Source organism: Streptomyces flaveolus (assembly GCF_014648815.1).
Taxonomy (GTDB): domain Bacteria; phylum Actinomycetota; class Actinomycetes; order Streptomycetales; family Streptomycetaceae; genus Streptomyces; species Streptomyces flaveolus.
Genome location: NZ_BMRV01000013.1, coordinates 57671 through 81050 on the forward strand (window position 1 = coordinate 57671; position 23380 = coordinate 81050).

Below are 23380 nucleotides of genomic sequence, written 5' to 3' on the forward strand. Positions count from 1 at the left end.
CCGCCCAGCGAGCACCGCAGCGACCGATGGCCATGACCGCCCACCAAGGAGAGCCCTTTCGTGCAGAAGACTGACCTCGTCCCCTACGCCCACCTCCCCCGAGCGCACCACAACCGCCATGTCCTGACCAGTATTGTCGACGTCTTCGGCGTCGCCCACTGGCTGCTCGCCGAGCGCGCTCTTCAGCCCGGCGACGATGTCCTGCCCTTCGACGCGCTGGTCGTCTCGGTCCATCCGGGCGGCGACGTCGAACTCACCGAGCTGAGCGCCGTGCGAACTCGCTGGCCGCGCCTGGACCGCCTGCCGGACGGTGGGTTCGTCGTCGCCGCGTCGCGCGCCCGCCGGTTCGAAGACGCGGACCAGGTCCAGGTCTTCAACGCGCTGGGACGTGAGACCTCGTCCTTCTCCGTCGGGGACGCCATCGAGCACCTGCTCGTCGACGAGGCCGGCCATATCTGGGTCGGGCACTTCGACGAGAATCCGGCAGGCATCCGCCGCTGGAGCGCCACGGGCCGGCTTGCCTGGGCGTCGGACGGTGCCCGCATCCCCGGTCTCTTCGACTGCTACGCCCTGAACGTGTCGGGCTCCGCCTCCTGGGCGTGCCCCTACACGGACTTCCCGCTCGTAGAGATACGCCCCGACCGCACCAGCCAGCCGGTGAGGGTGAGGTCGAATCGCGTACGGGGCGCCAAGGCGGTGGCCGTCCACGGCGAGCGAGTCACCTTCTACGGCGGCTACGGCGAGGAGCGAGACCGACTCGCCCACGGAGAGCTCACCGAAACCTCTGTCGAACCAACGGAGGTCAGCGTGCTCACCCTGCCCAATGACCCTGCTCCCCGCCGCCGACGGGTCGTCAGCCGAGGAAGCAGGATCTACGTCCAGGCTGAGCCATTCACCGCATGGGGCCTGTTCGACCTCAGCAACTGATACCCTCCCGCCCCGGAGATGTCGGGAGCGGGACCAGGTGGAGCGCCGGGCAGCTACGCGGTTCCGGGACAAGACCCGGATGCCGAGGCTGGAGGCGTCCGAGCCGGACACCGCCTGGCGCGCGGCCGCGCTCCTGCACACGGTCGTCCGGCTGGAGCCCTCCCCCATCGCAACAGTCTCTTCGCCTCCTTCGTGGCCGCCCAGTACATGGCCCAGTCCGGCTAAGGCATCGACCCGCCGTACGGCGCCCTGTCGGATCTGGTCAGGAAGGTCCGCGACAGCCGGGTGGGCATCTACGCCGTCGCTGAGGCGCTGCGCTCCTGGCGCATCTGACCCGGGCGACGGGCGTATGCCGCTTCCGGGCGTATGCCGGTCCCGGGCGACTGCGTATGCCGGTCTCCGTCGATGGCGGCAACGTACGCCCGCCTAGGGCGCGTCGCGGCCGGTCTGCGAGGATGTTGGGCGGCCGTCCGCACCAGGTCCGCCGCGCTGCGCGAGCCCGGGAACGCGCAGGCGGCGACAGACGGGCGGGGACGGGCCCAGGGGCCCCGCGGGTGAGAGAGCGGAGTGGTGCGGGACGTGCCGGAGTACCCGGAGTACCTTGCCGCGGCGGTGTTCGCCGCGGGTGGCCTCGTGCATGCCGTGCTGGCGCCGCACCGGTTCTCGACCGCGGTCCTGTTCTGCCTCGCGGCGACGTCTGCCGGACTCGGTGTGTCCGCCCGCAGCGCGCAGACCCACCACACCGTCGCCACCGTGCTCGCCGTCCTCGCCCTGCTCGGGGCGCTCGCGCTGGGCCTGCTCCTGCTGGTCGACGCCGTCCTCCTGGTCCGGCGCTACGGGCCGCAGACGCCGTTGCTCGCGACCGGCGCCGCCGGCTGCGCGGTGCTGGCGGTGCTCGGCCTCGACGCCGTCCTGTACGCGGTCGGCGGCGAGGTGGCGGGTGGGCTCATGGTCGCGGTGAACGCGGCCGCGGGGTACCTCTCGCTGCTCTTCCTCGTCTTCACCGGGTACGTGATCGTCCGGGGGCGCAGCACCCCGCCTCCGGGGACCACCCATGTCGTCGTCCTGGGCGCTGGGCTCGACGGCGACCAGCCCGGCCCGTTGCTGCGGCGCAGGCTGGAGCGCGCCCTCGCGGTCGTCGCGCCCGACGGACCGGACACGGATCCTGTGACGTTCGTCGTCTCGGGCGGGCAGGGCGCCGACGAGGTCGTCTCCGAGGCGGACGCCATGGCCGACTACCTGCGCGCCCGTGGAGTGTCCTCCGACCGGATCGTGCGGGAGGACCACTCCGTCAACACCAGACAGAACCTCCGCTTCAGCGGGGCCCTCATGGAACACGCCGGTCCCGGCCACCGGGCCACGGTGGTCACCAGCGGCTTCCACGTCTACCGCACCACCCTGCTGGCCCGCCGCGCCGGCGTCCCCGTCGACGTCATCGGCGCGCCGACCTCCCCCGCGTACTGGCTCTCCGCGACCCTGCGCGAGTTTGCCGCCGTCCTGTGGCTGGACCGGCTCCCGCTGGTGGGGCTCAGTCTGCTGCTGGCGGTGCCCGTGGCGACGGCGGTCTTCGAGCGCTGAGCGAGTCCTCGCTCCCTTCGGTGACACCCTCTTCGGCGTGCCGGTGCGGTGAGTTCGCCGGTCGTCGGCAGTCTCCCCTGCACACGCACCTCCGTCGGCCGAGCAGGGGCCGCGGGGCCGGAGGCGTGGCGGAGCGAAGGAGTCCACGATGCCCCACCCGATTCGGCTGTACATGTCGATGTCGCTCGACGGGTTCATCGCCGGGCCGGACGATTGCTGGATCCATGAGCGGTCCAGGCCGGGGTGGGACGTGAGGCGTCTCACCCCGGCCGGGTGTCATCTGATGTGCTTCGCCGGCTTGGTGGCGGCGTTGAGCAGGTACTCCAGGGGGCCGCGGCGGAAGAAGCGGGACCAGATCGTGGCGAACACTATCGCCCCGAGGACGTACATGATCAGCGGCAACCATGACTGCTGGGTGCTGGTCCCGGGCGGGCGTGGACAGCACGGACTGTGCGACGAAGTGGCCGACGTAGGCGGTCAGGGACATGGTGCCCACGGCGATGACCGGCTTCGCCAGACGGCGCAGTCGCGGCAGGCGCTCCATCAGCACCGTCGCGCCCACGATCACGAGGATCGCGACTCCGACGCTGCCGATGATGTCGAACGTGGTGCCGCTGTGCGGCCCGGCCGAAAGAAGCGACGACGCCGGCATATCGGGGAACGACCCGCCGTCGAGGGGCATCGAACCGGAGCCGCCGGACGACGACCCGTCTTCCGCCGTGCTCCTCAGCGCATTCTTGCCGGCGAGCAGCAAGCACATGCCGTACGCGGCCACGGTGAGGGAGGCACCGACTGCGGCCAGGCGCCGCCGGACAGTGCTGGAGGACAGGTCGAGGCGGCCCAGCGCCATACCTGCGATCACGAACGACATCCAGGTGAGCGCCGGGTAGAAGCCGGTGAGCAGCAGATCGAGCACTCCCACCTCGCTGAGGCCGCGGAGCGGGTCGTAAACGTTGATGCTCTCCTGGACCGACGGAGTCAGCAGCGAGGTCAGGACGAACGCCAGCTGCGGTGTGACGAGGGCGAACGCGGCCGCGATGATCGCGAGCGTCTTGGCGCTCAGTCGCACCAGGGGCAGGGCCAGCAGGAAGTAGACACCGTAGAAGCCGAGGATGATCACTCCCCCGTACTCCATCGCCATCACGGTGCCCAGCGCCAGCAGGACCACGGCGCGGATCGCGATCCGAGCCTTCGCCTGCCGGCCCGCGAGGCCGGTCCTCGGCTCCCGGCGGCCGGCGAGCAGCATCAGGGAGAACCCGGCGAGGGTGGCGAACAGGACCGACGAGTGACCGTCCGCCACGTACCGGATCCAGCTGCCGACACCGGTCGTGGCGGACAGCGGGGGTCCGATGTGGACGATGTACATGCCGAACACCGCCAGCGCGCGGGCCAGATCCACCCCGACGAGGCGTCCCATCGAGGGACCGGGCGAGGCCAGAACGGCGGACTCGGGGGAGGTTCGGGGCGGCGGAGGCGAGTTCTCCTGCGGAGTTGACGTCTCCTGCGGCGGCTGTGTCTGTGTCATACGGAGAACCTCGCGCGGACGCCAGGGGCGGACCATCCGGCAGTCTTCGGTAACGCCCCCGCCGATCCGGGGGGGCGCCTGCCGACCGGTGGAACCTCGGTGCCCGGCCGGTCCGGTGCGACCGGACGGCGATTTTTCTTCAGCCACTCGGCGGGGGTGGCCCCGACAGTTGCCGGATGGGAGCGGGGTGGGCGGGCTTCCAGGCTGGAGGAATGACACACCGTGTGCGACACGACGAGCGCGAGGGCTTCCGCGGAACATCGGCCGACGTACCGGGCCGTGACGCCGTCCCTGGCAGGGGCGAGTTTATGGAGTTCCTCGGTATGGCGCTGGCGGCGGGCACCTTCGTCCTGTGTGTCGTCCACCCGGAGGTGACCGAAGCCTTGGTGCGCCACCTCGCCATGCGCACCACCGGGCTCGGCCACTGACCCGGCACATGCTCACGCCCCGGCACACTGAAGAAGAAGGGAATTTCGTGAACACCCCACCCGCCCCGACGACGGATGAGACGTCCCCGTCCGCCGGAGAGACGCTCAAGGCACTGCGGAGCAGCCGGACCCGTGCCGCGTCCTCGTCGACGGCCGCCTTGGCGCGGGGGTGGCTGTGCAGCAGTGTCCGCGACGCCTTGGGGGAGAGCACCACACCGCCCGCGGCCAGGGTGCGCACCAGGTTGGCGAGTTGCTCCGGCTCGGTGTCCTTGAGCAGGAAACCGGCCGCGCCGGAGTGCAGCGCGGTCAGGATGTACTCGTCGGCGTCGAACGTGGTCAGCATCGCCACCACCGGAGCGTCCGGCGTCGTCCGCAGCTCGCGCAGGACGGTGAGCCCGTCGACGTCCGGCATCCGGATGTCCAGCAGCAGCACGTCGGGCCGCTCCCGGCGGACCGTCTCGACGGCTTCGCCGCCGCCGGCGGTCGCGACGACCTCGATGTCGTCGGACGCGCCCAGGATGAGTTCGAAGCCCGAGCGGACCAGTGCCTCGTCGTCGACCACCACTACCCGGATCACGTGCTCCGCCTCACCTTCATTCATGCCGTCCGGCCCATGCCGACTCGACCCTAAAGCCCCGATCGGTCCCGGTGGCCCGTCGAGCGGCAGCTCCAGCCACACGGCGGGGCAGTACCCACCAGTCGGCAGGGACACGGCAGCCTTCTGCCGGATAGTCCATGATCGGCCCGGTCTCCAGCCTGAGGGTCATGACCCATCACCTAGGACTTGTCCGGGCGATCACGTGCGGAGCCAGATGGTAGGGGCTGCGACGGTGGCGGTGCCGAGGAAGACATGGCCGCGTTTGTCGTAGCGAGTGGCGACGGCCCGGGACTGTTTCAGACGGTTGATCGCCCGCTCGACGGTGTTGCGCTCCTCGTAGCGGTGCTCGTCGGAGCCTGGCGGCCGTCCGCCGCGTGAGCCGTTGCGCAAGCGGGCGGCCTGGCTGTCGGTCTTCTCCGGGATGGTGTGGCGGATCCCCCGCCGTCGCAGGTACCTACGAACGGGGCCGTTGCTGTAGGCCTTGTCGGCGGCGAGGCTGACCGGCTTCTTGCGTGGTCGTCCCGGGCCAGGTCTGGGCACGCGGGTCTTCTCCAGGACCGGCTTGAACTGGTTGCAGTCTGCCCACTGCCCTGGAGTGACGATCAGGGACAACTCGCTGCAGCGGCCGTCCGCGCTCAGGTGGAGCTTGCTGGTGAACCCACCCCGCGAGCGGCCCAGGCCCTCACCTCCAGCACCACCTCCACCAGGCGGGCGACGAGGCTCTGCCACGGCGTCTCGGCCTGGTGTTCCATCTCTTCGGCCCCCTTTGATCCCGGAGCCGGAGGCGGTCGGTGCGGGCGCCGGCCGCATGCTGGTGCGCGCGGACAATGGTGGAGTCGACCGAGATGTCCCAGTCGATCTCGCCTGCGGCGTCGGCCGCGGCCTGGACCTGCTGGAGCAGACGTTCCCAGGTGCTCTCCGGCCGAACAGGGGGCGCTCCTGCTATTCCTCGTACGACAAATCTCCAGTCCATGCCTGCGCACCGGATCAGCCGGCCCGCGGATGATCGAACAGCGGTCCTGTGCCGCAGCACACGCGCCGCAGGGCCGCCGGTGTGAGTTCGGCGAGGGTCGGGTAGCCGTCCACGGCCATGATCAGGTCGGCTTCGGCGAGCAGTGCGCGCAGGACGTGGGCCACGCCGTCCGTGCCACCGAGGGCCAGGCCGTAGACGTAGGGGCGTCCGACGCCGACGGCCGTGGCGCCGAGTGCGAGGGCCTTGACGATGTCCGCACCGGAGCGCACTCCGGAGTCGAAGAGGACGGGGAGTCCTTCGGCGGCCTCGACGACGGCAGGCAGCGCGTCGAGCGCGGGCAGGCCGCCGTTCGCCTGGCGGCCTCCGTGGTTGGAGCAGTAGATGCCGTCCACGCCCAGGTCCTTGGCGCGGCGGACGTCGTCGGGGTGGCAGATGCCTTTGAGGATGATCGGCAGCGTGGTGAGCGAGCGCAACCAGGGCAGGTCGTCCCAGGTGAGGGGGTTGCCGAAGATCCGGGCCCAGGTGAGGGACGTGTCTCTGGGGTCGTCCAGGTGGCCGTTCGGCAGCAGGGCGCGGAACGCGGGGTCGCTGGTGTAGTTGGCCAGGCAGTGGCCGCGCAGTTGAGGGAAGTTCGAGGTGGCCAGGTCGCGGGGGCGCCAGCCCGCGATCCAGGTGTCGAGCGTGACGACGATGCCTGCGAAGCCGGCCTTCTCGGCCCGGTGGACGAGGCTCTCCGCCAGTGCCCTGTCCGTGGGGGTGTAGAGCTGGAAGAAGCCGGGCGTCCCGCCGAATTCGGCCGCCACCTCTTCCAAGGGGTCGGCCGAGAGGGTCGAGGCGATCATGGGCACGCCGGTGCGTGCGGCGGCCTGGGCGGTCGCCAGGTCGCCGTGACCGCCGTGGGCGCAGATGCCCAGGACCCCGACCGGGGCCATGAACAGCGGCGAGGGCAGCGTCAGGCCGAAGAGGTCGACGGACAGGTCACGCCGGTCCGCGCCGACGAGCATGCGCGGGACGAGGCCCCAGTGCGCGAAGGCCGCGCGGTTGGCGTTCTGTGTGTGCTCGTCGCCGGCTCCCCCGGCGACGTACGACCACACGGTCGGTGGCATGGCGTGTCGGGCCCGTGCCTCCAATTCAGCGAAGTCCATGGGATGTTCCGGAACGACGCCGGACAGTCCGTTGAGGTAGATCTCGTTCTGATAGGCGGCGTACGGCTCTCGGGGTGCTGGATGGTTGGACATGGCGAGGGCTTTCCCTTCCGGTGGTCAGGGCCAGGTCGGTCGTCCGCCGAGGTACGTCGCTGTCACGGCGACCTCCTCCTGGAAGCGGTCGGGGTGCACGGTCCGTGGTCAGGGCGACGAGGTCGGCGCGCATTCCGGTACGGAGCGTGCCGACCTCGTTCTCCAGGTGCAGCTGCCAGGCGGGGCCTGCGGTGACGGCGCGCAGGGCCTCCTCGATGGTGAGGCGCTCGTCGGGTCCGTGTACACGGCCGCTCGGGTGGCTGCGGCGCGTGATCGCGGTGGCGACACCGGAGAGGGGGTCGGTGGGCGAGCAGACGCCGTCGTTGTGGAGGGAGACACGGTGGCCGGCGTCCACGGCCGTCCGGGCGGCCATCCAGCGCGCGGCGACGTCCGGGCCGAACAGGTCGTCCGCCAGCACGTCTCCCCACCAGCGCACGTGGTCCATGAACAGGCTGACGGTCGCGCCGAGCCGGGCGGCGCGGCGGTACTGGTCCGCCGTGATGGCACCGCAGTGCTCCAGCCGCGGTCTGAGCGAGCGCAACCGCTCGGGATCGCGGCCGGCCGCCGTCTCGTAGGCGTGCAGGACAGCCTCACAGGTGACGTCCCCGTGCACATGGGTGGCCACGGGAAAGCCCTGGGCGGTGAAGGCGGCGGCCAGGAATGCGAGTTCGTCGGTGCTGTAGTTCATTCCGCCGTGGGCGCAGCGATCGAGGCCGATGCGCACGGTGGCGTCGCCCGTCAGGAAGGGGAAGCTGGTGGCGATGCTGCCCTGCCAGGGCGTGCCGTCGGCCCACAGCTTCATACCGGAGACTCCGAACATCTCGCGTGCGGGGGCGTGGCCGGTGAACCGCCGGTCGGGATCGGCGGCCAGGTCGGGGGTGCCCATGACGTAGGCACGCACCCGCACCTCGGCGTCCGGCTGTTCGGCAGCGGCGCGCAGATCGGGCAGCAGCCGGGGTTCGGCGGCCATTTCGGTCACCGTGGTGATGCCGACCCTGGCGTGCTGGGCGAAGGACCACCGCAGGGCCGTCCGAACGTGGTGCTCGTCGAGACGGTCGCCTGCGACGGTGTTCATCAGCGCGATGACGGCCGCACTTTCGTGCGCCTCGCCGGTGGGCTGGCCGCTCTCGTCGCGGACGAAGCGGGCGCCGGGCGGGTCGGGCGTGACCGCCGTGATTCCGGCTGCACGAAGGGCGGGGGTGTTGCCGTACGCCGCGTGACCGCTGTTGGAGACGACCACGAGTGGGGCGTGCGGGCTGATGCCGTCGAGCAGGTCGCGGGTCGGTGAGGCGAGATCACGCTGAAGCAGCAGGTCGATCCCGTACGCGCCCACCGGGCGCCCGGGTGCCGATGCCACGGCCGCGCGGATCTTGTCGTAGACCTCCCGCCCGGTCGGCACGGTGAAGGGACGGACGTCCAGGGCGGGCGGGGCGATGGCCAGGCCCATGATGGTGGGGTGGCCGTGTGCTTCGACGAACCCGGGCAGCAGTGCGTGCCCTTGGAGGTCCACGACGTCGGTGCCACGGCCGCGCAGGGCGAGCACGTCGCGAGCGGCGCCCACGGCGGTGATGGTGCCGTCGCGCACGGCCAGGGCCTCGGCGTCGGGAGCGGCGGGGTCCATGGTGAGGACCGGGCCGCCGGTGAAGATGCGTTCTGGGGTGTCAGACATGGATCCGTCCTGGTGTCAGGAGGTCAGCCACGGTGAGGCCGCCAGCAGGAGGTACTGGACGCCGAGTTCGATGGTCGGTTCGGGCGCCGGCGCGAACAGCGGCGAGTGGTTGTGGGGGATCTCCGGCGGGATCCCGTCCGTCAGGAGGTCGACGCCGGCGAACGCGGCCGGGTCGAGTCCGCCGAACGTCCAGTACACCGACGGCGCGCCGAGCGTCGTTCCGAAGGCACCGAAGTCCTCGCTGCCGGTGAGGGGTTGAGGCAGGTCGACCACGCGTTCCGGTCCGAGGCCGGCACGGAACGCGGCCTGGACGGACGCGGTTGCCTCGGCGTTGTTCACCGTCGCCGGGAAGGCGTTGATGACGGTGATCTCCGGTTCCTTCGGCGCCGCCGAGGCGGCCGCTTCGGCGCGGATGATCCGCTCGACCCCGTCCAGCACCTGTGCGCGCACCGCGGATGTCGTGCTGCGGATGTTGATCGTGAGGTCGGCCGTGTCGGGAATGACGTTCTCCCGGGTTCCGGCGTGCAGCGTTCCCACCGTGACGACGGCCGACCTGTCCGCCGCGACCTCGCGGGCGACCACCGTCTGCAGGCGCATCACGGTCGCGGCGGCCATCACCACCGGATCGACGGTCGCCGCCGGGGTCGATCCGTGCCCGCCGCGTCCGTGCAGGCGTACGGCCAGACTGTCCGAGGCGGACATGAACGTACCCGGGCGGGTGGCGACCAGCCCCGCGGGAGCGGGGGCCACGTGCTGGGCCAGGCAGACGTCCGGGCGGGGGAAGCGCTCGGCGAACCGATCCGCGACCATCACCGGGGCCCCGCAGACCTCCTCCGCCGGCTGGAACACCGCGACGACCGTGCCCTGCCAGGCGTGCTGGTTGGCGGCCAGCAGGGCCGTCGCGCCGAGGAGACAGGTGACGTGCACGTCGTGCCCGCAGGCGTGCATCACGGGCACCTCCCGGCCGGCGGCGTCCGCCACCGTCCGGGTCGAGGCGTAGGGCAGCCCGGTCGCTTCCCGCACCGGCAGCGCGTCCATGTCGGCCCGCAGCAGCACGACCGCTCCCGGCTTTCCGGAGGCGAGGACCCCGACGACGCCCGTGCCGCCGACGCCCTCGGTCACCGTCCAGCCCTGCTCCCGCAGTCGGGCGGCGACGATCCCGGCGGTACGGAACTCCTGATGGGACAGCTCGGGGTGGGCGTGCAGATCGCGGTAGAGGGCGAGCAGGTCGGGCAGTTGACGGTCCAGGCCGTCGAGGAGGGCGGCGGTCACGAGGGCTCCTTCTCGGTGGGTAGGGGGGTGTCGGCCAAAGGGGTGCGCCGGTGGACGGCGGTGGTGAAGGACTCCGTGTCCTGCGGGGTCAGAAGGGCCAGCACCGCCGTGATGACCGGGCCGATGGCGAGGACGGCGAAGGCCGCTTCGAAGGAGACTGCGTCCGCGATCACGCCAAGCACCGGTGGCGCGACCATGCCGGCGACCTGCCCGCCGAAAACGATGATCGCGCTGCCGACACCGACGAGTTCGGGGGTGAGGCTGCGCAGCGGCACGGCGAAGATGGGCATGTAGCACAGGGAGGCGGCCAGGACGGCGATGGTGCCGCAGGCGATGGCGCCGGTGAGGCTGGGCGAGAGCGCCATGAGGCACAGGGCCGGAGCCGCGACCGACATGGCGGGCAGGATCACCTTGCGGTGGTGGCCCTCGAACCGGTCGGACAGCCGCCCGCCCAGCAGGGTGCCGAGCGCGGCAGCGAGGGAGGGCACCGCCACGAGGACGCCGGCGGAGGTGAGGGAGAGCCCGCGTTCCGTGTTGAGGTAGGACGGGATCCAGGTGCTCAGCCCCCACATGAGGGCGGAGTATCCGAAGAGCATCAGGGAGAAGCGCCACAGTACGCCGATGCGCAGGACCTCCCGCAGCGGGACGCCTCTCGCGGCGGGCGCGGCGCCCTCGGCATCGCGGGGAGCCGGCAGCCACAGCCGTACCGCGACGTAGACGAGCGCGCCCACCCCGGCGGCCAGGACGAAGGCCCAGCGCCAGCCGACCACCGCCGCGAGTGGCGGAACGGCCAGGGGCGCGGCGACGGAGGCGAGGGCGTTGGAGCTCATGATCAGCCCCTGCGCTCCCATCCGCTCGCCGACCGAAGTCCGCTCGACCAGAGCCTTCATGGAGGCGGAAGGGAAGATGCCTTCGGCCGCGCCGAAGGCGAAGCGCACCAGCAGGAGGGCGGTGAAGGACCAGGCGAGGCCGGTGAGTGCGGTGAAGAGCGACCAGGCCAGTAGCGCCCAGCAGGTGACGCGTTTGGCGCCGAACCGGTCGGCCAGCATGCCGCCGGGTATCTGGCAGGCGGCGTAGGAGAGGAAGAACACGGAGACGAGCAGACCCTGCTGCCCCCGATCGAGGTTGAACTCGTCACCGATCGTCGGGAGGATCACGGCGAGCGCGATCCTGTCCACGTAGTCGATGAACCATGCCGCGAACAGCAGGGCGACGGTGGTTCTGACCGGCGCGCTCATCGCCGGCTTCGCTGCGGTGGCAGGGGAACGGAGGAAGGGCACGGTGGTCCTCTCTGAGATAGCCGCGACGGTGCGTGGCCAGTGCGGTCCCTGTCCGTCGATCAGTGGAAGAGGTCCGGCTGCTCCTCGGTGATCTGGTCCCAGAGCGGCCGGAGCTGGAACCACCCCGACAGCGGGCTGCCGATCTGCTCACGTACCTGGAGCGCGGTCTCCCGGTCGATGAGGAACGGTGTGCCGGCCGCCATCGCCAGCAGCTGTGCCTGACAGGAGCGCTCCATGGTGATGAACCACCACGCGGCCTCGGCGACGGTGCGGCCGACCGTCAGCAGACCGTGGTTGGCGAGGATGACGGCCTTGTGCGGGCCGAGTGCCGCGCCGATCCGCCGGCCCTCCTCCGTGTCGTTGACGACGCCGCGGAAGTCCTCGTAGAGCCCGTGGTCCTCGAAGAACGCGCAGGCGTCCTGCGTGAGCGGGTCGAGGCGTCGGCGCAGCGCAGAGAAGGCCTTTCCGTGCACGGAGTGCGCGTGTGCCGCGGCGACCGCGTCGGGGCGGGCCTTGTGGACCTCGGAGTGGATGCAGAACGCGGCGCGGTTGACGGGGTGGCGGCCTTCGACGACGTTGCCGGCGTGGTCGACGAGCACCAGGTCGGAGACCCTGATCCGGCTGAAGCTCATCCCGAAGGGGTTGACCCAGAACCACTCGGGGTTCTCCGGGTCCCGCGCGGTGATGTGGCCCGCGACCCCTTCGGAGAACCCGAGCTTCCCGAACAACCGGAAGGCGGCGGCCAGTTCCTGCTTGCGGTGCAGCCGCTCCTCCTCGATCGAGTCGAACTCGGGCGGGAGCATCGCCCGAAATCCGGGCGGCACGGGGCCCACGCCGGTGTGCGGTGCGGTGGACGTTTCCATCGTTGGCCTCCTCGTTGAGCGCCATGGGCACGGACCGTATGAGATACGGACCCGCATGGGATACGGACCTGTATCGCATACGATGCTGTATCGTGAGGCGGGTCATGCCGAGGTGTCAATGGCCGGGAAGGAACGACGTGCCGAAGGGACCCACCAAGCGCCGCCCGCAGACGACCGCGCGGCTTCTTCAGGCGGCTCAGGAGACGTTCGCCGAGCGCGGTTTCCACGGCTCCTCGATCGAGGTGATCTGCGAGCGGGCGGGCCTGACCCGCGGGGCCTTCTACTCCAACTTCCGTGCGAAGGAAGACCTGTTCTTCGCCCTGTTCGACCTGCACGCACAACGCGTGGTGGACCGCCTGACGCAGGCGGTCGACGAACTCGACACGGCTGCGGACCCCGTGCGGGCGGTCCTCACCCACATGGGCGCCGTCGACGAGACCGAACGCCGCTGGTACCTGCTGTCCACCGAGTTCACCTTGCACGCCATCCGGCACCCCGACACGGCCCGCGCCCTGGCCGACCACGACCGCCGCCTGCGCGAGGAGATCGTCCGCGTGCTCGCCCGCCTCTTCGACCGCATCGGCCGCAGACCCACGGTCGACCTGGACCTGCTGGCCCGCCTCACCGCGGCCGTCCACGAAGGCTCCCTGGCGCAGAGCCTCGTCGAACCCGACCGCCTGGCCCCCGAGCAGCTGGCCGTCACCTTCCTGCCGACGTTGCTGGAGACGGTCTCTGAGCCGGTGGCCACGTAGGGGTGAGGGGGAGATTCAGCGGCTGCCGCTCGGTCGCCCGGCGGACTGAGGTCGCTGCGAAGCCCACGCCATGGGGCCGCCCCCGTCGGCCGAACGATCCCCACCCGCCCCGGCGTCAATCGTCCGCTTGCAGGATCGCGGGCAGGTACCTGCGCTGCAGCTCCCCTGGCTGGAGTTGGCCGGGTTCGATGAGGGCCTGCATCATCGCGCCTTCGTGGAGGGCGATGATCAACCGCGCGAGCATGTCGATGTCCCGGTCCGCACGCCGCCCGCTGCGGGCGAAGAACACCGCCAGAAGTTCGGCGAACCGGGACCGCAGCCGACGGTCGTGCTCGGCGAGCCGCCGAGCGGTCTCGGGATGCCGGATGGCGTGCAGGGTGAACTCCGTGGACGCGAGAAACCACAGGCGCTCCTCGTCGCCGCTCCCGCTCCAGGCGCCCGACAGCCCGTCGAAGATCTCCTCGACCGTGGCCGCCTGGGAGATCGACGCGTCCAGACGGGCCACCTCACGGTCGGCATGTTCGTCGAACAGGGCGAAGAACAACGTCTCCTTGTCCTCGAAGTTCGAGTAGAAGGCCCCTCGCGACAGCCCGGCGCGCGTGCAGATCTCCTCGACGGACGCGCCGTGGAAGCCTCGCTCCGCGAACGCCTCCAGGGCCGCTGCCCGCAGTTTCGCCACACTTCGCGCCCGCGTCGGCGCACCCTTCGCCATGACGTCCTTCCCCACCCGTTGACGCTGCCTGACGTGCGTGCCACAGTACGCACCACTCATAAATGAACAACCTCGGATTTTATGGAGGTAGGCCACCGCCGTGACTCTGGACCCCGTGCTCGGCTCACTCGTCAAGCGGCTCCCCGAACCGGCGACGGAGATCGAGGACCCTGAGCGGTACCGCATGGCGAAGCGCCAACTGTTCGAACAGCTCTCCGCGCGATTCATGGAACCCGGTCCCCCTGTCGCCGAAGTGCGGCTCGAACGACTGCCGGTGGCCGGCGGCGAGATCGCCTTGCGTGTGTACCGGCCGGCCGGGCCAGGGCCCCGCCCGATCCACCTCTACCTCCACGGCGGCGCCTGGATCTCGGGATCGGTCTTCGAGCCCTCCACGGACATCTGCTGCCGCGAGCGCGCCGCCGGAGCCGGTCAGGTCGTCGTCGCGGTGAACTACCGGAAAGCTCCGGAGAACCGGTTCCCCACGGGTCTCGAAGACTGCCATGCCGCCCTGGTGTGGGCCGCCGAGCACGCGGCGGACATCGGTGGCCGCGCTGACAGCATCAGCGTCGGAGGAGTTTCCGCCGGCGCCAATCTCGCGGCCGCGCTCTCCGCCAAGGCCCGGGACGAGGGCGGGCCCCGCATCCGCCTTCAGGTCCTGGAGGTCCCCGCGACCGACCTTGCGGGGGACTTCGCATCCCACCGGCTGTTCGGAGAGGGCTTCGCACTGTCCTCGACCACGATGTCCCTGGCCAAGTCGGCCTACGTCGCCTCGCTCGAGCAGCGTTCCCATCCACTGGCTTCGCCCCTGCGAGCGACCGACTTCTCCGGCCTCCCCAGAACGCATGTCATGACCGCGGAGTACGACATCCTCAGAGACGAGGGGCTGGCGTACGCGGAACGTCTGGGCGAGGCCGGAGTCGAGGTGTCCCACACCCTCGGCCGGGGCCATGTGCACATGTCGATGATGCTGACCGCGGTCCTGCCCGCCGCCCGTCAGTGGCGCGCCGAGGTCCTCGACGTGCTGAGCCGGTGACTCACCGTCTCATCGAGTACTCAAGAAGGCAGTACGCCGTCGTCGGCTGACTGTCAGCCGGCGTCACGCAGGCAAAAGCATGGTGAGAGGCACGTTGTAGCTCTTCTCGTCGGCCATCCGGAAGCCGGAGCGTCAGCGAACCGACTGCGCGACAGCGGAGCGAGTAAGTCGCAGGACGGGAACTCGGCGGGGCCGAGTGCTTCGCCAACGGTGAAGTCGACGTTGGCCACCTGCGTACAGGTGCGGCCCCCGTACAGGGCCGCGATCGCGCATGACCCTTCGGGCCTCCCCGTCACTGTCCTCCCCGCCAGCGCCCTGCGCCGTGCAGGCGGCCGTCAGCGCGGCCACGACCGTGACCATGCCCGTGTACCACGGCAGCCGCCGCGACCCCGTCGACAGAGCGGCGCCGCTTCGGCCGCGCCAGCTCCGCCCGCTCGGCGGGGTGCAGCGCGCGGGCGGCGTCCTCGGTCAGCCGGGCGCCGGGGACGCGTTCGACGTCGCCGCCCACTGGACACGGGGCCAACGCCAGCAGGGCCAGCCCCCGCAGGGGGACAACGAGAACTGCACCGATGTGCCCGCCGGACCGGCCACGGCGGGACGGCCGTGCAGCCCGCCGCACCCGGGGCAGGGCAGCCGGGTCGGCGGGCTGCCCTGGGCCGGTGATGTGTTCACCGAAGACCTGGATGCAGCCGACCAGGTGCGGTTGGCTTTCGGGCTGCTGGACCTCCTCGACGATGCGCCACCTCGTTGGCGGTGAGCAACGCGTCCGGCTTCTCGTCACTCACCCAACCGTCGCGCACTTGGCTGACGCCCCGATCAGCCAGCCAACGCCGCACCGCCTCCTCGGCTTGCATCTCCCCCCGGGAAGTATGACGACCAGCCTCGCAGGATCCGAACGAAACGGCCTTGTGCGAGCTGCTCCGCCCGTCTCAGCCACGGCGCTCCTCCCCCGCCGGCAGCTCAACGACGTGAGTGCTGCAGGGGCGGGGAACGCGCCCGTGCTTCGGTTTCGCAAGGTGCCGCAGCGGCTCGGGCAATCGGACAGCCCTGAGCGGCCATTGGCTGGTGCGATGGATCAGCGGAGTTCCGGGGTCGGCGCAGAGACGCCGGTGAGGCGTTCGGCCTCGGTCCACAGGCGTGCCGCAACGGTCTTGTCCCTGGCGCTGCGCGGCAGACGGGTGGCCTTGGTCGGGCCGACCATCGCCCAGCGCGGCCCGTAGTAGCCGCCAGGCTCGGCGTCGCGGCTGGTCGCCGCGTACAGCAGGGGTTCTGCGCCCTGTTCGGGACCCTGGGACGGCACGATCTTGTACAGCAGTGATTCGAGCCGACCGGGCCGGCCGCCGTTCAGGGTCGGGCCGGAGGTCGTCAGGTTGGTGCGGGTGTAGCCGGGGTGCGCGCCGGCCGACAGCAGCGGCCAGCCGTGCTGGTCGGCAAGGTCGGCGAGGTGCAGCATCATCAGCATGTCGGCCAGTTTGGACTGGGCGTAGGCCCGGGTGGGGCTGTAGCTGCGGGTGGACTGCAGGTCGTCGAAGTCGATGCGCGCCCGGTGGGCGGTGCCGCTGCTCATCGTGGCCACCCGCGGCGCGGGGGCGGCCAGCAGCAGTGGCAACAGGTGGACGGTGAGGGCGAACGGGCCGAGGAAGTTGCTGCCCAGCTGGAGCTCGAAGCCGTCCGGTGTCTGGGTGCGCTGAGGCACGTTCATGACTCCGGCGTTGTTCACCAGCAAGTCCAGCGGCTTGCCGTCGGCGATCAGGTCGTCGCCGAAACCGAGGACTGAGGCCAGGTCGGCCAGGTCCAGCCGGCGGACCTCGACTTGGGCGCCGGGGTGCGCGGCGAGGATCTCGCCCCGGGCCTTTTCGCCTTTGGCCAGGGTGCGCACGGCGAGCACGACACGGGCTCCGGCTCCGGCCAGCCGCTTGGCGGCCTCCTTGCCGGTTCCACTGTTCGCGCCGGTGACCACGGCGAGCTTTCCTTGCTGGTCAGGGACCTGGTACATCACGAACCCCATTACGTACTACCGGTATCTTGTCTCCCCTCACCGTAACGGACCACTGGTATCTAATCAACGTACCGCCGGTTTGTAATATGGGGACGTGACCTTCCAGCGTGCCCGCACCGACGAACAGCGCAGCCAGCGACGACGCCAGATCCTGGACACCGCAGCCGCGATGCTGACCGAGATGCCGGTCGCGGAGCTGAGCCTGAACAAGCTGAGCCGCCGCGTCTGCCTGGCCAAGGCGAACGTGCTGCGCTACTTCGAGTCCCGCGAGGCGGTCCTGCTCGACCTGCTCGACACCGAGACCCAGACCTGGATCGCCGAACTACGGAACGAGCACGCGACAATCGAGGGCACCACGCGTGAGCGAGGGGACCGGCTGGCGGACCTCCTGGCCACCTCCCTTGCGCGACGGCCGGTGCTGTGCGACCTGCTCAGCGCGCAGGGCGCGGTTCTGGAACAGAACATCTCCACCGAGGCCGGCATCCGCCACAAGCAGGCAGCCCGGCAGTCCCTGCAGGCCCTGACCCAGTTCGTGCTGAGTCACCTTCCCGAACTCGGCCCCGACGGCGCCGCCGCGCTGGTCGAGTCGACCCTACTGATGGCTATGACGGCATGGCAGTGCAGCCGCCCCTCGGACGCCATGGTGGCGGTCTACGCCTCCGACCCCGCGCTGGCCGCCATGCGCCTGGACTTCACCGACCTGGTCCGCCACACAACGGCAGTGACCGCCTCCGGCCTGCTGGCCCGACGGACGGAACAGACCAGCGCCAGCCCAACCCACTGAGCACCAGGCGCGCAGCACATCGTATGTGGGACATCGCGCGTCCGAGACAGTCATACAGGCCACAGAGAGCCATCGAGCCGGTGTCGTCGGGCAGCTGCGCGAGGGCGGCATCCCGGATCTCTGAGGAGGTTCCGGTCATCGGTCATGTCCGTGCCCTGCCGCGAGCGCAGCATCCGGGCCGTCGCCGTAGCGGGCGAGCTGGGTACGCAAGCCGTCCTTCTCCGGACTTCGACGTGTCTGTGAGAAGCCGTCGCCCTACCGATCATGGAGTCTGTCGATCGGACGGGAGTCTCGATCGGGTGATCGCGCGGGCCCTGCGCGGCATGAGAGCAGTACCTCGGATATACGGGGAAAATCCAGGGGACCGGACGGCCGCGCGCTGCTACGGTCGGGCGGCATGAGCTGGCTTCCCGATGACTTCGTCCACCCCGTCCTGGTACCGCTGCCGGGCGGTGGTCATCACCTGCGGCCGATCCGGGAGGCCGACACCCCGCTCGACTATCCGGCTGTGATGGGTTCGCGCGAGCGGCTGTGGACCATCTTCGGCCCGGCCTGGGGCTGGCCCGCGGCCACCATGACCTACGAGGCCGATCAGGCCGACCTGTTGCGGCACGAGCAGGAGATCGCCGCACACCAGTCATTCAACTACGCGCTGTTCGACGCGGCGGAGACAGCTCTGCTCGGCTGCGTCTACATCGACCCACCGGAGAGGGCCGGCGCGGACGGCGAGATCTCCTGGTGGGTGGTGGACGAGCTGGTGGGCAGCACGGTCGAGCAAGCACTCGATGCGCTGGTGCCGCAGTGGATCGCCGCCGACTGGCCGTTCGACCGGCCGCGCTTCATCGGCCGCGAGATCTCCTGGTCGGACTGGCTCGCCCTGCCGGAGCATCCCGACACGTAAGCACTTGTTGCCCGTACCGATCTTGAAGGCTGTCGATCGAACGGGAGTCTTGATCGGGTTGTCTGCGGCGGTTTCCGCGCGTGAAAGCAGGGCCTCTTGGTAGCTCGAAGGGTGTGGCGGTAGGTGATGAGGCAGGTGGCGAGGCCGAGGACAGCATCGTGGATGTCGTCGCGCCTCTCCCACCGGATCCGCAGTCGGCGGAAGCCGTGCAGCCAGGCGATCGTGCGCTGGTCTTCGGGCCGTACACCCGCATCGTCGACGCCCGCCGCAGCACAACAAGAGCCACAAAAGGGTTCGCGCCCGCTGGAACACGCCTTCGCCCGTATGAAGACCTGGAAGATCCTGCGCGACTGCCCCCTGAGGGGCGACGGTGTGCGCCACGCGATGCACGGCGTAGCCCGCCTGCACAACCTGGCTCTCAAGATGACTCCCGCCGCATGCGGGACCTGAGAGGCCCGCAGGAGACCGGCAGCTCCTCACCTCGCAGTCTCAGAGGAGGATCAGGCGAGGCAGAACTCGTTGCCCTCGATGTCCTGCATCGTGATGCACGACTCGTTGACGCCATCAGCACGCTGCGTCAGCACGTGTTTCGCGCCGAGTGCCATCAGCCGTGCGCATTCGGCCTCGAGTGTGGCCAGGCGCTCATCACCCACGAGCCCTGTGCCGACCCGCACATCGAGATGCACCCGGTGTTTGACGATCTTGCCTTCGGGAACTCGTTGTCGGAAGGAGGCGTCTGCTACCTGCTGTTATGTCGTTCGGTCGCAGGGGTGAACCGTGGTCAGTGCTTCCCCAAGGGAAACCTGGGATGCGATACCGGCCAGCCACTCTCGTGCTGCCAAAGATCTGGAAAGCGACTACGAGGGCCCCGGCGCGCTGGAACACTTGCAGCGCGGCGCACCTGGCCCGCGGCCCAGCTCACCGACCAGATGCTCGATGAGAGCGTCGACGAGCGGGCCGGTGCGCATCGTCCACCGGATCCAGTCGAGCCGTGTCCGCCGCCACGCTTATCAGAGGCAGCGCTCCCGACGGGCTTCCCGATGCCTTGTCCGGTCTTCACATCAACCCCGGTCTCAGCTGGCTCATACCGCTCTTCCCCTGGCCGCATGAGCCATCTGATGGCACCGAAAACGAGGCAGTACTCGTCAGCTGCCCCGAAGACCGACCGCCAGCGTCAGTTCAAGGACCCGGTGTGGCGATGCGAGATCGGGAAACAACTCCCGCAGCTGCGACATCCGGTACCGGACTGTCTGGGGGTGGACGAACAACGCCGCCGCCACCTCCTCCCGCCTGCCCTGGTGCAGCAGCCACGCCCGCAGCGTCTCCTCCAGCCGTCGTGCGGTCGCGACAGGCAAGGGCCGCAACGGTGCGAGGGCTCGGGCACGCAGGTCTGCGAACGCCTCCGCGTCGGCGCTCAGCACCAGCTCGGGCAGGTGGTCCTCGGTGTCGCGAATATCAGAGGAGAGGGAACGCGCGCGTACGGCTCGTGCGTACGAGGCGGACGCACGAGTCCATGGCCGGGCCGGGCCGACCACGGCGGTGCGGTCGGTCAGTTGCCGCAAGAGATGTGATCGGTCGGCATCGGGGACGAGCAGCACACCGGTGGCATCCGGCAGATCGTCGAGGACGAGGGTGCTCGGGTCGAGCGCGCGGTAGGCAGGCCGGGCCTGGGCGGCGGGCAGCAGGACCGCGGTCAGCGAAACCGGAGGCTGCCACCCGGCCCGCTGAACAGACGTCAGCAGCGCGTCCGGGCTCGCGCCGGCGAGGAGGTCGCGGGCCAGGTGTTCCAGGTGGCGCTCGTGGGCCCTGCCCCGGGCGGCCAGTTCGTCGGCGTGACCCGCGGCGCTCGCGGCGGAGAGCTCGTCGATGTAGGCGAAGGTCAGCTCGGCGAACTTGGCGACCTCGGCGGCCGGCAGACCTGCGGGTACGGCACCCGCCGCCAGGCATCGCCAGGCCACGCGGGCGCCGACGCGGTAGGCGCTGAGCAGGGCGTCCATCGAACGGCCGTCGCGCACCTCGCCGCGGCCCAACTCGTAGGCCGCGTCACCGGCGTCCCCGCCTGTGGCGTTCCCGCTCGCGAGGTCCAGGTAGTGCCCCAGGGCGGTGCGGACGGCTCGGCGGATGGTGCCGCCCATGCGGCCCGAAAGGGCGTTGGCGTAGGAAGGGACCTCGTCGATGATCGCCTGGACGACCTCGTCGGCGGTGGTCTTCAGCGTGGCCCGAAGTGCGGTGACCGTCGTCTCATCCAGGGCCAGTTCGCTGACCCTCCGGATTGCATGGCTCACGTTTTGTTCCCTGCGAACAATTCAGCCGATCAGATTCACGTCCTGCGGTCAGGACTTTACGCCTTGAGGCACAGCAAGCTGAAATCATGACGAGTACAGCCCTCCGCAGCAGGGCGTGGAAACTGCTGGAGATGATCACGACGCCACTCCTGCCGTCGGACTACCTCGACCTGGTCAGCCCGCTGCGTGCGGGCGCCGACCTGCGCGGGCGCATCGAGGCCGTGCACCCCGAGACGGGTGACGCCGCGACCATCGTGATCAGACCGGGACGGGGCTGGCGCGGCCACACAGCCGGTCAGTACGTGCGGATCGGGGTCGACGTCGACGGGGTGCGCCTGTGGCGTGCCTACTCCATCACCTCGCCGGCAAACGGCCAGGACGGCCGCGTCACGATCACCGTGAAGGCGATCCCGGACGGCAAGGTCAGCAACCACTTGGTCCGCAGGGCGAAACCGGGCACGTTGATCCAGCTCGACCAGGCGACCGGTGACTTCGTACTGCCGCAGGCCAAGCCCGCCAAGGTGCTCTACCTGACGGCCGGCAGCGGAATCACGCCCGTGATGGGCATGCTGCGCGACACTGTGCTCGACGACGTCGTCATGGTCCACTGCGCGCCACAGCCGCAAGACGTGATCTTCCGCAACGAACTGCTCGCCCTGGTCGCGGACAAGAAGCTACGGCTCTCCGAGGTGCACACCGCCACGGACGGCATGCTCGACATCGCCCGTCTCGACGAACTCGTGCCCGACTGGACCGAGCGCGAGACCTGGGCCTGCGGGCCCGCGGGCCTGCTCGACGCCGCCGAGAAGCACTGGAGCGAACACGGCATACCGGAGCGCCTGCACACCGAACGCTTCCGCCCCAGCATCGTCGTCACCGGCGACGGCGGCGAGGTCACCTTCAGCACCACCGGCAAGACCGTCGACACGGACGGCGCCACGCCGTTGCTGGACGTCGGCGAGGAGGCAGGCGTGCTCATGCCGTCGGGGTGCCGCATGGGCATCTGCTTCGGCTGCGTCACCCCGCTCAAGGCGGGCGCCGTCCGCGACCTGCGCACCGGCGAGATCACCGAGGCCGAGCCGGGCGTCCTCATCCAGACCTGCGTGTCCGCCGCGGCGGGCCCCTGTGACATCGAACGGTAGGAGCACTTTGACCGCCATTGACCCCACCGCCCACCTGACCGCGCAGCAGATCGAGGAGCTCGGCCGCGAACTCGACGCGATCCGCGACGAGGTGATCGCCGGCCGAGGTGAGAAGGACGCCGCGTACATCCGCAAGGTCATCTCGGCGCAACGCAAGCTCGAGCTGGTCAGCAGGGGCGTGCTGCTGTTCTCGATCTTCCCGCCCGCGTGGCTGATCGGCACCGCCGGTCTGTCCGTGGCGAAGATCATGGACAACATGGAGATCGGCCACAACATCCTGCACGGCCAGTGGGACTGGATGCGGGATCCGAAGATCCACTCCACGACCTGGGAGTGGGACCACGTCTCGCCGGCCGACCAGTGGAAGCACTCGCACAACGAGCTGCACCACACGTACACCAACGTGATCGGCAAGGACAACGACCTCGGCTACGGCATCATGCGCGTCGACGAGGACCAGAAGTGGCACCCCTTCCACCTCGGCCAGCCGCTGTGGAACTTCATCAACGCCTGCTTCTTCGAGTACGGCATCGCCGCGTACGACCTGGAGCTCGGCAAGAACCTGCACAAGCGCCGCCGCAAGAACCCGGAGTTCCGCGCGCAGGCCAAGGCGGTGGGCCGCAAGATCCGCAAGCAGGTACTCAAGGACTACGTGATCCACCCGCTGCTGTCGGGGCCGTCGTTCCTCCCCACGCTCGCCGCCACGTTCACCGCGAACCTGGTCCGTAACATCTGGTCCCACTCGGTGATCATGTGCGGGCACTTCCCCGAGGGCGTACAGGTCTTCGAACGCCGGTCGATCAAGGGCGAGACGCGCGGCCAGTGGTACCTACGCCAGATGATGGGCTCGGCGAACATCAGCGGCAGCAAGGCCATGCACTTCATGACCGGCAACCTGTCGCACCAGATCGAGCACCACCTGTTCCCGGACCTGCCGAGCAACCGGTACGCCGAGGTCGCGGTGAAGGTGCGCGCGCTGTTCGAGAAGTACGAGCTGGAGTACGTCACCGGGCCGCTGCCCAAGCAGGTGTTCTCCGCGTGGCGCAAGGTCTTCCGACTCTCGCTGCCGAACAAGAAGCCCAAGGTCAATACGCCGGACCGCGAGCAGGAGCTCGTCGCGGCCTGATTCCCAGTAATGGCTCCACCTTTCGGTGGTAGCGGCTGCACCGCCGGGTTCGGTGAGATCCGTCGCGGACGGCGGGCGGCCGCGACGGCAGACCGTACGACACGGGATCCGGGCAGCCCGGTGTCCGGCTGCGCTGCCCGGACGTACGCCAGGAGCCCAGCACACAGCCCCGATGAGGTGTTGCAGTGCGCCGACCCGCCAGGGTCGGGCCGGCAGTCAGGTATGTACGCGCACTCGGTGTGCCGACGGGCGGACCGAGTGGATGGCATGGGCTGTGACGTGGACTGCCGTAACC

19 protein-coding genes and 5 pseudogenes are annotated in these 23380 nt (G+C 70.0%); 10 read left to right on the top strand and 14 right to left on the bottom strand.

The features are described from left to right. The first annotated feature begins 60 nt into the window (after positions 1-60). The 3 genes and pseudogenes from IEZ05_RS26855 to IEZ05_RS26860 all read left to right on the top strand — a co-directional run bounded on the left by IEZ05_RS26855 (position 61) and on the right by IEZ05_RS26860 (position 2505). Positions 61-927: a hypothetical protein gene (locus tag IEZ05_RS26855; RefSeq protein ID WP_189232836.1), complete on the top strand. Its 867-nt coding sequence runs from the start codon at positions 61-63 to the stop codon at positions 925-927. 64 nt (positions 928-991) lie between these two features. After that, positions 992-1260 (top strand): annotated as a pseudogene (locus IEZ05_RS36525) (toxin Doc); the annotation flags it as partial. 246 nt (positions 1261-1506) lie between these two features. Continuing rightward, the gene (locus IEZ05_RS26860; protein ID WP_189232837.1) at positions 1507-2505 is read left to right on the top strand and encodes a YdcF family protein; all 999 of its coding nucleotides are present in this window, start codon (positions 1507-1509) and stop codon (positions 2503-2505) included. A gap of 276 nt (positions 2506-2781) precedes the next feature. Here the strand turns inward: IEZ05_RS26860 and IEZ05_RS26865 are convergent. From IEZ05_RS26865 to IEZ05_RS26900, 8 genes and pseudogenes are all read right to left on the bottom strand, one after another. Further along, a pseudogene (locus tag IEZ05_RS26865) lies at positions 2782-4030 on the bottom strand (DUF418 domain-containing protein). Positions 4031-4336: 306 nt separating this feature from the next. Beyond that, positions 4337-5059 (bottom strand): response regulator, encoded by a 723-nt coding sequence (locus IEZ05_RS26870; RefSeq protein WP_229869892.1) that lies wholly within the window; start codon positions 5057-5059, stop codon positions 4337-4339. Between the two features lie 195 nt (positions 5060-5254). After that, positions 5255-6134 (bottom strand): annotated as a pseudogene (locus tag IEZ05_RS26875) (IS5 family transposase); the annotation flags it as partial. Then, on the bottom strand, positions 6044-7267 hold the full coding sequence (locus IEZ05_RS26880; RefSeq protein WP_189232839.1) for a lactate 2-monooxygenase: 1224 nt from the start codon (positions 7265-7267) through the stop codon (positions 6044-6046). The gene IEZ05_RS26880 and the pseudogene IEZ05_RS26875, both read right to left, overlap by 91 nt. Next, a complete protein-coding gene (locus tag IEZ05_RS26885; protein ID WP_189232840.1) occupies positions 7161-8936 on the bottom strand; it encodes an amidohydrolase in 1776 nt (591 codons plus the stop codon). The genes IEZ05_RS26880 and IEZ05_RS26885 overlap by 107 nt, the downstream gene beginning before the upstream one ends. Positions 8937-8951: 15 nt before the next feature. Next, positions 8952-10208: an amidohydrolase gene (locus IEZ05_RS26890; RefSeq protein WP_189232841.1), complete on the bottom strand. Its 1257-nt coding sequence runs from the start codon at positions 10206-10208 to the stop codon at positions 8952-8954. After that, on the bottom strand, positions 10205-11446 hold the full coding sequence (locus IEZ05_RS26895; RefSeq protein ID WP_189232842.1) for an MFS transporter: 1242 nt from the start codon (positions 11444-11446) through the stop codon (positions 10205-10207). Before IEZ05_RS26895 ends, IEZ05_RS26890 begins: the two co-directional genes overlap by 4 nt. 101 nt (positions 11447-11547) lie before the next feature. Next, on the bottom strand, positions 11548-12351 hold the full coding sequence (locus IEZ05_RS26900) for a class II aldolase/adducin family protein (protein WP_189232843.1): 804 nt from the start codon (positions 12349-12351) through the stop codon (positions 11548-11550). A gap of 137 nt (positions 12352-12488) precedes the next feature. Here IEZ05_RS26900 and IEZ05_RS26905 point away from each other — a divergent pair, with 137 nt between their 5' ends. Further along, positions 12489-13103, top strand: a complete 615-nt coding sequence (locus IEZ05_RS26905) for a TetR/AcrR family transcriptional regulator (RefSeq protein WP_189232844.1) — start codon at positions 12489-12491, stop codon at positions 13101-13103. Between the two features lie 115 nt (positions 13104-13218). On the opposite strand, the gene IEZ05_RS26910 is transcribed toward IEZ05_RS26905, so the two are convergent. Continuing rightward, positions 13219-13830, bottom strand: a complete 612-nt coding sequence (locus tag IEZ05_RS26910) for a TetR/AcrR family transcriptional regulator (RefSeq protein WP_229869876.1) — start codon at positions 13828-13830, stop codon at positions 13219-13221. An 85-nt stretch (positions 13831-13915) separates the two neighbouring features. On the opposite strand from IEZ05_RS26910, the gene IEZ05_RS26915 reads away from it, so the two are divergent. Then, on the top strand, positions 13916-14848 hold the full coding sequence (locus tag IEZ05_RS26915) for an alpha/beta hydrolase (protein ID WP_189232845.1): 933 nt from the start codon (positions 13916-13918) through the stop codon (positions 14846-14848). A gap of 53 nt (positions 14849-14901) precedes the next feature. Here the strand turns inward: IEZ05_RS26915 and IEZ05_RS37125 are convergent, their stop codons facing one another. Next, positions 14902-15144, bottom strand: coding sequence for a DUF6281 family protein (locus IEZ05_RS37125; protein WP_373298856.1), 243 nt, complete (start codon positions 15142-15144; stop codon positions 14902-14904). 62 nt (positions 15145-15206) lie between these two features. Between IEZ05_RS37125 and IEZ05_RS26920 the strand changes: the two genes are divergently transcribed. Continuing rightward, the gene (locus tag IEZ05_RS26920; protein ID WP_189233020.1) at positions 15207-15605 is read left to right on the top strand and encodes a hypothetical protein; all 399 of its coding nucleotides are present in this window, start codon (positions 15207-15209) and stop codon (positions 15603-15605) included. 318 nt (positions 15606-15923) lie between these two features. On the opposite strand, the gene IEZ05_RS26925 is transcribed toward IEZ05_RS26920, so the two are convergent. After that, a complete protein-coding gene (locus IEZ05_RS26925; RefSeq protein ID WP_189232846.1) occupies positions 15924-16844 on the bottom strand; it encodes an SDR family oxidoreductase in 921 nt (306 codons plus the stop codon). 97 nt (positions 16845-16941) lie between these two features. Between IEZ05_RS26925 and IEZ05_RS26930 the strand changes: the two genes are divergently transcribed. Together IEZ05_RS26930 and IEZ05_RS26935 are read left to right on the top strand one after the other, a co-directional pair. Further along, a complete protein-coding gene (locus IEZ05_RS26930; RefSeq protein ID WP_229869877.1) occupies positions 16942-17631 on the top strand; it encodes a TetR/AcrR family transcriptional regulator in 690 nt (229 codons plus the stop codon). Between the two features lie 397 nt (positions 17632-18028). Next, on the top strand, positions 18029-18532 hold the full coding sequence (locus tag IEZ05_RS26935; RefSeq protein WP_189232847.1) for a GNAT family N-acetyltransferase: 504 nt from the start codon (positions 18029-18031) through the stop codon (positions 18530-18532). Positions 18533-18633: 101 nt separating this feature from the next. Here IEZ05_RS26935 and IEZ05_RS26940 read toward each other — a convergent pair. The 3 genes and pseudogenes from IEZ05_RS26940 to IEZ05_RS26950 form a co-directional block, all read right to left on the bottom strand. After that, positions 18634-18762, bottom strand: a pseudogene (locus IEZ05_RS26940) (IS5/IS1182 family transposase); the annotation flags it as partial. Between the two features lie 270 nt (positions 18763-19032). After that, a pseudogene (locus IEZ05_RS26945) lies at positions 19033-19254 on the bottom strand (VOC family protein); the annotation flags it as partial. Positions 19255-19677: 423 nt separating this feature from the next. Then, on the bottom strand, positions 19678-20817 hold the full coding sequence (locus IEZ05_RS26950; RefSeq protein WP_189232848.1) for a PucR family transcriptional regulator: 1140 nt from the start codon (positions 20815-20817) through the stop codon (positions 19678-19680). An 86-nt stretch (positions 20818-20903) separates the two neighbouring features. Between IEZ05_RS26950 and IEZ05_RS26955 the strand changes: the two genes are divergently transcribed. Together IEZ05_RS26955 and IEZ05_RS26960 are read left to right on the top strand one after the other, a co-directional pair. Continuing rightward, a complete protein-coding gene (locus IEZ05_RS26955) occupies positions 20904-21959 on the top strand; it encodes a ferredoxin reductase (RefSeq protein ID WP_189232849.1) in 1056 nt (351 codons plus the stop codon). A 7-nt stretch (positions 21960-21966) separates the two neighbouring features. Further along, positions 21967-23085 carry a fatty acid desaturase family protein gene (locus IEZ05_RS26960; protein ID WP_189232850.1) on the top strand — a complete coding sequence of 373 codons (1119 nt, stop codon included), beginning with the start codon at positions 21967-21969 and terminating at the stop codon, positions 23083-23085. Positions 23086-23380: the final 295 nt, after the last annotated feature.

Excerpts from the sequence above, each read along its gene's own strand:
- IEZ05_RS26870 (WP_229869892.1), bottom strand. The coding sequence starts at position 5,059 with ATGAATGAAGGTGAGGCGGAGCACGTGATCCGGGTAGTGGTGGTCGAC.
- IEZ05_RS26880 (WP_189232839.1), bottom strand. The coding sequence starts at position 7,267 with ATGTCCAACCATCCAGCACCCCGAGAGCCGTACGCCGCCTATCAGAAC.
- IEZ05_RS26885 (WP_189232840.1), bottom strand. The coding sequence starts at position 8,936 with ATGTCTGACACCCCAGAACGCATCTTCACCGGCGGCCCGGTCCTCACC.
- IEZ05_RS26895 (WP_189232842.1), bottom strand. The coding sequence starts at position 11,446 with ATGAGCGCGCCGGTCAGAACCACCGTCGCCCTGCTGTTCGCGGCATGG.
- IEZ05_RS26900 (WP_189232843.1), bottom strand. The coding sequence starts at position 12,351 with ATGGAAACGTCCACCGCACCGCACACCGGCGTGGGCCCCGTGCCGCCC.
- IEZ05_RS26920 (WP_189233020.1), top strand. The coding sequence starts at position 15,207 with ATGCCCGTGTACCACGGCAGCCGCCGCGACCCCGTCGACAGAGCGGCG.
- IEZ05_RS26925 (WP_189232846.1), bottom strand. The coding sequence starts at position 16,844 with ATGTACCAGGTCCCTGACCAGCAAGGAAAGCTCGCCGTGGTCACCGGC.
- IEZ05_RS26935 (WP_189232847.1), top strand. The coding sequence starts at position 18,029 with ATGAGCTGGCTTCCCGATGACTTCGTCCACCCCGTCCTGGTACCGCTG.
- IEZ05_RS26955 (WP_189232849.1), top strand. The coding sequence starts at position 20,904 with ATGACGAGTACAGCCCTCCGCAGCAGGGCGTGGAAACTGCTGGAGATG.